The organism is Acinetobacter sp. WCHAc060033, from assembly GCF_004209125.1.
Lineage (GTDB): Bacteria > Pseudomonadota > Gammaproteobacteria > Pseudomonadales > Moraxellaceae > Acinetobacter > Acinetobacter wuhouensis.
In genome coordinates this window covers 1-6999 of sequence record NZ_SGSW01000082.1, presented here as the reverse complement: position 1 = coordinate 6999, position 6999 = coordinate 1, and the positions used below count along the sequence as shown (strand labels likewise).

Below are 6999 nucleotides of genomic sequence, written 5' to 3'. Positions count from 1 at the left end.
AACAGGAACAGGAACAGGAACAGGAACAGGAACAGGAACAGGAACAGGAAGTACGGCAGGTTTTACCAGTTTCACAGGTAATTTTGGTCAAGTCTTAGATCTTGTAACTCAAAATGTTTCAAATACAAATATGGTAAATGGAGCATGTAGCGTAACGCGTTCAGGAAATACCTTAACTATAAAAATGCCAAGTAAAAATGTGTCTATAAGTTTAACTGCAAATGAACAACACGGTGATACAGCACCAATTAATGGCGTAAGTATATTGAGTATGCTTGATTCAAATCACAATATATGGCAAATGACATATAACAATCAAAGTGGGACGACTTATAAAACAGGCGCAATTATGATGGGTGATAAAAGTTATACTTGTATAAACTACTAATACAACTAATAAGTTCACTGTATAAGACCGCTTTAAAAAAGCGGTCTTTTTTGTAATAGACGGTGTGAGATATACTTTTAAACACTCCAATGGTTTTTGTATAAATAAAGCACAATCCTTAAGTTTTTTGTATTGAAACAATTGAAATCAAACTGATCTAGTCCCATATAGAAGTTAAGTAATCGCACAGACAAGTTGTGAAAATTGACCTATGATCAATGCATATCACATTACAAGACAAGTCTAAGCAAACAATAGGATCAGGACATCATATGAATATTGCGGCAAACCCTATAGTTGAAGCACAACAAACTGTTTATTTAAAAGATTATCAAAAACCTTCCTATGTTGTAGATTCCATTGATCTCAATATCCAAGTGTATGATGACCATACTCAAGTCGATTCTAAATTAGTCATGCAACGACAAGCGGCTGGCGATTTAGTATTACTTGGTCGTGATCTTGAATTAAAATCCATTTCGATTAATGGAAAGCAACTTACAGAAAGTGAGTATCAGCTGGATACTGAGCAACTGGTTATTTCAAATACACCAGATGCTGCAATTGTCGAAATTTCAGTGCTTATCCATCCTGAATCAAATACTCAACTTGAGGGCTTGTATCAAGCTGCGGGTAATTTATTTGTAACGCAAAATGAGCCTGAAGGTTTCCGTAAAATTACTTTTTATCCAGATCGCCCAGATGTGCTTTCGGTTTTCACGACGCGTGTTGAAGCAGATAAAAAATATCCTGTTTTATTGGCAAATGGTAATTTGATCGAAGCGGGTGAAGCAGGTGAAAGCCGTCATTATACAATTTGGCAAGATCCGACCAAAAAACCAAGTTATTTATTTGCTTGTGTGATTGGTGATTTGGCAGTTTTAAAAGATCGCTATACAACTTCTGAAGGTCGTGATGTCGCTTTAGAAATTTACGCTGAAGAAAAAGATATTCCAAAATGTCATATTGCAATGGAAGCTTTAAAGCACTCAATGCGTTGGGATGAAGAGCATTATGGTCGCCCTTATGACCTTGATAATTATATGATCGTGGCAACCAGCGCTTTCAACATGGGCGCAATGGAAAATAAAGGCTTAAATATTTTCAATACTTCATGTGTACTTGCAGATGAAGAATATACGACTGATGCTGCAATCATGCGAGTTCAATCTGTTATTGCCCATGAGTACTTTCATAACTGGACGGGTAACCGTATTACTTGCCGTGATTGGTTCCAATTGTGTCTCAAAGAAGGCTTAACCGTTTTCCGTGATCAGTCATTCTCGGAAGATTTACAATCCGCTGCGGTACAACGTATTGATGATGTTGCGGTGTTAAAAGCACATCAGTTCCCTGAAGATGCAGGCCCATTGTCACATCCTCCACGCCCAGATCATTTTGTCGAAATTAATAATTTCTACACAGCGACAGTATATGAAAAAGGTGCGGAAATTAACCGCATGATGGCAACTTTGTTGGGTAAAGAAAAATTCCGTAAAGGTACGGATGAATATTTCAAACGTCATGATGGTCAAGCGGTGACGGTTGAAGATTGGGTTGCTGCTTTAACAGCGGGCTCAGGTGTGGATTTATCAGCTTTCTTAATTTGGTACAACCAACCTGGTACGCCAAAACTTGAGGCAAAAGGTGAATACGATGCAGCAAAGCAGACATATCGTTTGAGCTTTAAGCAAAGTTTGAAAGCACATGCTAAATATCCAAACTTAAAAGCTGTACCGATCCCAGTTGCATTGGCTTTATTTAATGCAAAAACAGGTGAGCAGTATGCACTTCATTCTGATGCATTGTTTGAAAATGGTGTAAATGATGGTGTTTATTTATTTGATCAAAATGAAGCAACGATTGAATTTACAGGTATTACTGAAAAACCAGTTGCATCATTGTTGCGTAATTTCTCAGCACCTGTAAATCTGGAATTTAATTATTCAGATGAAGAACTTGCATTCTTATTGCAATACGAAACCAATGGGTTTAATCAATGGCAAGCAACGCAAACATTGCTTGAACGTATTTTGTTGAATGGTCATGATGCCCAAGTTTATCTCAATGCAATTCAGCAAACGCTTCCATTTGTGATTGCGAAAGATCCGCTATTGGCTTCGCGCTTATTTGATGTGCCTACTGAAGGTTATTTAGGTAGCCGTATCGACCAAGATTACAATCCAGTTGTAATTAATGAAGCACGTGAGGCTTTATTGAATCAATTAGCAAAAGTATTAGGTGGTTTTGCTAAGGAAACATATCTATCACTGGATCCAGATTCGCAAAATGAATTCTCTCAAGCGATGGGTGTTCGTGCGCTTAAAAATATTATGCTGAGCTTTATTGCACGTCAAGGGGATGAAGAGGCTTTTGATTTGGCGAATACCCAGTATAAAAATGCTGAAAATATGTCTGAACGTTTAGGAGCACTTAAAGTCCTTGTTTGGAATGATGCACCACAGGCCAAAGATGTATTACAAGATTTTTATAATCGTTTTAAAGATGAAGCATTATCTTTAGATCAATGGTTTACGATCCAAGCTGCACATCCAAAAGCGACTGCTGAAACGATTCAGTATTTAACATCACATGCAGATTATGATTTGGGTGTACCAAACCGTATTCGTGCAGTGAGTGGTGGTTTAAATGCCAATCCTGTGAATACTTGGAGTTTTGGTGTTCAGCATTTTGTAGATTTGGCAAAATACTTAGATGAAAAGAATCCAATTGTTGGATCACGTTTATTACAAGTGTTGACACGTTGGTACACTTTGGCTGAACCACAACGTAGTGAAGTTAAAACTGCATTGGAAAGTTTAAAAGCACAAGTTAAATCAAAAAATGTCAGTGAAACTGTAAATAGTATGTTAAGTATTTAACTTGTTATAAATAATTGATATTTAAGTATTTATTGTGCTATTTGTCTTGTTTTTAATAGGGCAAATAGCACTTTTGGAACTTATAGAAAACAAATACTTAAGTTATAGTTTTGCAGGCTATTTTTCTGTCAAATCGGCAAATGGTAGTTTAATTCCAATATCAACATCATTCCAGATGATTTCATGTCCAGACTCGTAATGTTCTGTCATCCTCGGTGTCGCATGTCCTGCTAATGCCTGAGCACTACGACCAGCTTTTTTATGTAAGAAAATAGCTAATGCTCGAATTTCATGAAAACTTGGGCGTTGCTTAGATGTATAGTTTGGATATGCATTGGTTGATGTTGCTAACTTTGCAAAATTTTTAGTGATATATTGTTTGTCTAATTGAGTGAAATGTTCTTTCACAACATCGATATTAGGACGTCCTTTACGGTTCGGTACTCTATGAATAATAAAAGGGCTATCAATCCCATCGTTACATTGATCTAAAACCTTTTGTAGTTCTTCATCAATTTTAATCCGCACGTAACCAGCACCTTCGGAAACCTCGAATTCATCTTCGGGATCATCCGTTGTTTTTTCTTGTGCAACGTGTAAATACCCATCAACTATATGTTCCCATTTCATATTGATAATATCGATGCGTCTTTGTGTCGTTAGCATCGCTAGATCAATGGCATTCTTCATCCATGGTTCGGCTGCATCACGAATTATCGCTAGTCCTTCAACGGTATGTCTCTTTCGTTCTTTATGCGGAAATTTTCGTAAAGTTAGCTGTGCTGGGTTATCAGGACATAAGCCTTTACTCACAGCAAGATCAAATATTTCCATTAAGATAGATCTTGTTTGATTACTTGGTACGGTTGTTAAAGAATCCAAGTGAGCATTGATCATCAGCAATGTAATGCTATCCATACTTAAGTCACGCCATTTGTTTTGACAGAACGTTAGATAAATACGATAGGTTTGCTTTGTGCTTTTAGATAATGGCTTTCCATCTTTTCTGCGCTTGTGTAAAAACCAATTTTCAGAAAACTCACCAAATGCCACGCTACCTGAAACTTTTGCGACCAAATCCACCTCAGGTATCAATAAGTCATTAAGTTTGCGTGCTGCTTGAAAAGCTTTTTGTCTATCAATACCCATTGAGTGGAATTTACCGGTGACGGGGTGGCGATATCGCCACGATTTACCATCACCACGATAAAGGTTTGTTGGCACATCAAGATTCCCTTTTTTTTCTTGGACGTCCCATATCAACCTCTCAAAACTTTATCAACAAGATCATCACCAGTTTGCTTTTGATAAAGATCCCAGTCGATATACCAGAGCTTGCCTTTTTGTTTAGCTGGTAATTCACCTTTGCGACAAGCTCGTGTAATTGTTTGTGGAGAAGGTGGCGTTGCATTTTCATCATCTCCATACACCAACTCAAGAAATTTTGAAACTTTTACTAAACAAGTCATCAACCTTCCTCCTCTTCACTAAACTCATCATCAAGTTCAGCACACACATCACTATGTTTTGACATACATTCAAAATCATCACTGCAAACATCACAAACCATCATTGACTCAAAATGAATGCAATTATCAGAGTTTGTTCCGCACACATCACAAACATCAATCATGACTCCGCTCCTGTGCTTCGATCATGGCTTTGTATTCTTCAAAATCACAATTTTCAGGATCAGTTTGTGTAAGTAAATCTTGTATTTTACAAGCTGTACACCACCATTCATTTACACGTGGATTTTTAGACTCAAAAGGGTAGACTTTGCTATTAGGATCACGCTGATAAACATTCATAGATGATGCCAGTAGATCAACTAGTTTTAATGTTTGATCTATTATCTCAAAATCAGTTCTACTTTCAGGCACAGCCATTTGTTGGGCTGCTTGCCACATAAACCACATTTGGCGCGTCTGATCTTTAAACCAAATAATGTCACCATTAGTATCATTAACGTGCTCAAACAATTGTTCATCAGTAAGTGTTTGTGAGAGCAAGTCATATACAAAAGTGCTTTTAAATCGTTTAATAAATTCTTCTTTTTGAATATCCATCACGCCACCTGCTGAACTTTTAAAAAATAAACTTCATTTTCAGTTTTAAACTCAGCACACTGAAGAATTGCCTTTACTGTTTTTACACTGAGTCTAGAAGCAGTCATTAATTGACTCACAGACAAGCCGAATGGCTCATTTTTCAGAACCTTGATTACTTTATTTTTTGCGTTTTCAAAGTTCTTTTTTGCCACTTCTTTTTGAAAATCTTTAGCAGAATCCATATCACCAACTCTATACTTCAAAATTAATTACAATCGTTCCGCTTACAATCAATAAAATTTCAAGCAACAAAAGACAAAACTCCATTTTTATCCCCTTTGACTTCTAGAAAGTCTGGTGAAGCCAGATGATCTTCAAATTCTTTACCAAGCTCAAAAGCAGCAGGATTACCATTTAAAGTGTCAGTGACTAAAACATAATGATGCTTTTTTTTGATTCCACGGTCGCTTGTACGCGCCGTGAAACCCTTTTCTTTTAAATTTGAAACTTGATAACCAAGTTTGGTGAACCAGATGCGAAAAGCATCTAGGTTCTTTCTTTTGACTACGGTTTTCATTGAGTTTCACCGTTTTCAAGTTCAAAACCATTTAAGATACTCATTTTATTCCTCAATGCTGTACTTGATTTTGTTGCTGAACTTGATTCACTGGCGGTGCTTCAAACCATCCCATTTGATCTGCACGAGCTTTACATGCGCGTCTAATTGATGCATCAAATTGAGTATTGGCAAATGTGTTGATAGCCTTGTCTAATGTTTGAGGCTTTTTAGCCCCTTTTATTGCACCTAAAGCATCGTTATAGCGTTGTGCTAAAGGCCTTTGTTGCTGTCCATTTGATTGGCTATTCTGGTTGCTATTAGATTGTTGAGCTTGTCTAGAATTTGACTTTGTATTATTAGATTGAGCAGCATGATTCACTTGGTTGTGATACTCATCAGAGTCATAGTCTTTGGTGTCATCAATCAAGAACAGGCCATTTAAAGCGTATTTACGAGCGTAAGAACTTGATGCGCCAAACGTCTGAGCAACATCCATACCTTTCTTATTAATTTCAACACCAGCATGAGCTTTGACAACAGTTTCTTTTCCACTCGCGTCTGTGAAAATAACTTTTGCTGTCACGACAACTACACCAGCAACTTCTTGAACTTCGTCTGTGATAATCAGTGATGCGTCATATTTCTGAAGAAGTGGTTTAACGGCTTCAAGAATGTCTTCACAATTACGATAGTTATATTTACCAAATGTGTTTGTTTTGCTTTTAGGGGCTTTTAATTCAGCTTGAATCTGCTGAAGTGCGTTAATATTTTGATTATTTGTATTGTTCATGATCCATCTCCTACATTAAGCCACGACTAGCACGTTTCCACTTCTTATAATCTGCAGAAGCAAAATGGCCAGCGTCATCTAAACGGTCGTAGTAATCTGAATTTGATTTGGCTGTAACTGCTTTAGTAAGCAAATCGTTCAGCTTTTCTGATACTTTGTTATCTTGGATCTTGAACAAAGTATTCGGATATTCACGATATAAATCGTACTTTTGCTGAAAGCCTTTAAGTGCAAAATCCTTTTTTTCTTTTAGCTTTAAGATATAAAAAGTAGGCTTTTCAATGCCAACGCGGTAACGAGCACCTTGTGATGTTTCACTGTCGAATTGA

At 37.0% G+C, this 6999-nt stretch carries 10 protein-coding genes; 2 read left to right on the top strand and 8 right to left on the bottom strand.

Features of this window, described 5'->3' with window-relative positions; translation table 11 throughout:
- Together EXE10_RS21625 and pepN are read left to right on the top strand one after the other, a co-directional pair.
- Positions 1-388: hypothetical protein (locus tag EXE10_RS21625; protein ID WP_213073866.1), on the top strand; the 388-nt coding region annotated here is incomplete at its 5' end.
- A 272-nt stretch (positions 389-660) separates the two neighbouring features.
- Complete coding sequence (gene pepN / locus EXE10_RS19675) at positions 661-3270, top strand: aminopeptidase N (RefSeq protein ID WP_130114489.1); 2610 nt, start codon at positions 661-663, stop codon at positions 3268-3270.
- Between the two features lie 117 nt (positions 3271-3387).
- On the opposite strand, the gene EXE10_RS19670 is transcribed toward pepN, so the two are convergent.
- From EXE10_RS19670 to EXE10_RS21615, 8 genes are all read right to left on the bottom strand, one after another.
- Entirely contained in the window at positions 3388-4494 is a 1107-nt protein-coding gene (locus tag EXE10_RS19670) for a phage integrase Arm DNA-binding domain-containing protein (RefSeq protein ID WP_265937146.1), read from the bottom strand.
- 35 nt (positions 4495-4529) lie between these two features.
- Entirely contained in the window at positions 4530-4739 is a 210-nt protein-coding gene (locus EXE10_RS19665) for a DNA-binding protein (protein ID WP_068974410.1), read from the bottom strand.
- On the bottom strand, positions 4739-4903 hold the full coding sequence (locus tag EXE10_RS21620; RefSeq protein ID WP_165382088.1) for a hypothetical protein: 165 nt from the start codon (positions 4901-4903) through the stop codon (positions 4739-4741). The genes EXE10_RS19665 and EXE10_RS21620 overlap by 1 nt, the downstream gene beginning before the upstream one ends.
- A complete protein-coding gene (locus EXE10_RS19660) occupies positions 4896-5339 on the bottom strand; it encodes a hypothetical protein (protein ID WP_130114488.1) in 444 nt (147 codons plus the stop codon). Before EXE10_RS19660 ends, EXE10_RS21620 begins: the two co-directional genes overlap by 8 nt.
- Positions 5339-5563: a hypothetical protein gene (locus tag EXE10_RS19655; RefSeq protein WP_130114487.1), complete on the bottom strand. Its 225-nt coding sequence runs from the start codon at positions 5561-5563 to the stop codon at positions 5339-5341. The genes EXE10_RS19660 and EXE10_RS19655 overlap by 1 nt, the downstream gene beginning before the upstream one ends.
- Before the next feature lie 59 nt (positions 5564-5622).
- On the bottom strand, positions 5623-5898 hold the full coding sequence (locus tag EXE10_RS19650) for a response regulator (protein ID WP_130114486.1): 276 nt from the start codon (positions 5896-5898) through the stop codon (positions 5623-5625).
- 52 nt (positions 5899-5950) lie between these two features.
- Complete coding sequence (locus EXE10_RS19645; RefSeq protein ID WP_130114485.1) at positions 5951-6670, bottom strand: ERF family protein; 720 nt, start codon at positions 6668-6670, stop codon at positions 5951-5953.
- 10 nt (positions 6671-6680) lie between these two features.
- Positions 6681-6999: hypothetical protein (locus EXE10_RS21615; protein ID WP_416346113.1), on the bottom strand; the 319-nt coding region annotated here is incomplete at its 5' end.

Excerpts from the sequence above, each read along its gene's own strand:
- EXE10_RS19645 (WP_130114485.1), bottom strand. The coding sequence starts at position 6,670 with ATGAACAATACAAATAATCAAAATATTAACGCACTTCAGCAGATTCAA.
- EXE10_RS19650 (WP_130114486.1), bottom strand. The coding sequence starts at position 5,898 with ATGAAAACCGTAGTCAAAAGAAAGAACCTAGATGCTTTTCGCATCTGG.
- pepN (WP_130114489.1), top strand. The coding sequence starts at position 661 with ATGAATATTGCGGCAAACCCTATAGTTGAAGCACAACAAACTGTTTAT.
- EXE10_RS21620 (WP_165382088.1), bottom strand. The coding sequence starts at position 4,903 with ATGATTGATGTTTGTGATGTGTGCGGAACAAACTCTGATAATTGCATT.
- EXE10_RS19655 (WP_130114487.1), bottom strand. The coding sequence starts at position 5,563 with ATGGATTCTGCTAAAGATTTTCAAAAAGAAGTGGCAAAAAAGAACTTT.
- EXE10_RS19660 (WP_130114488.1), bottom strand. The coding sequence starts at position 5,339 with ATGGATATTCAAAAAGAAGAATTTATTAAACGATTTAAAAGCACTTTT.
- EXE10_RS19665 (WP_068974410.1), bottom strand. The coding sequence starts at position 4,739 with ATGACTTGTTTAGTAAAAGTTTCAAAATTTCTTGAGTTGGTGTATGGA.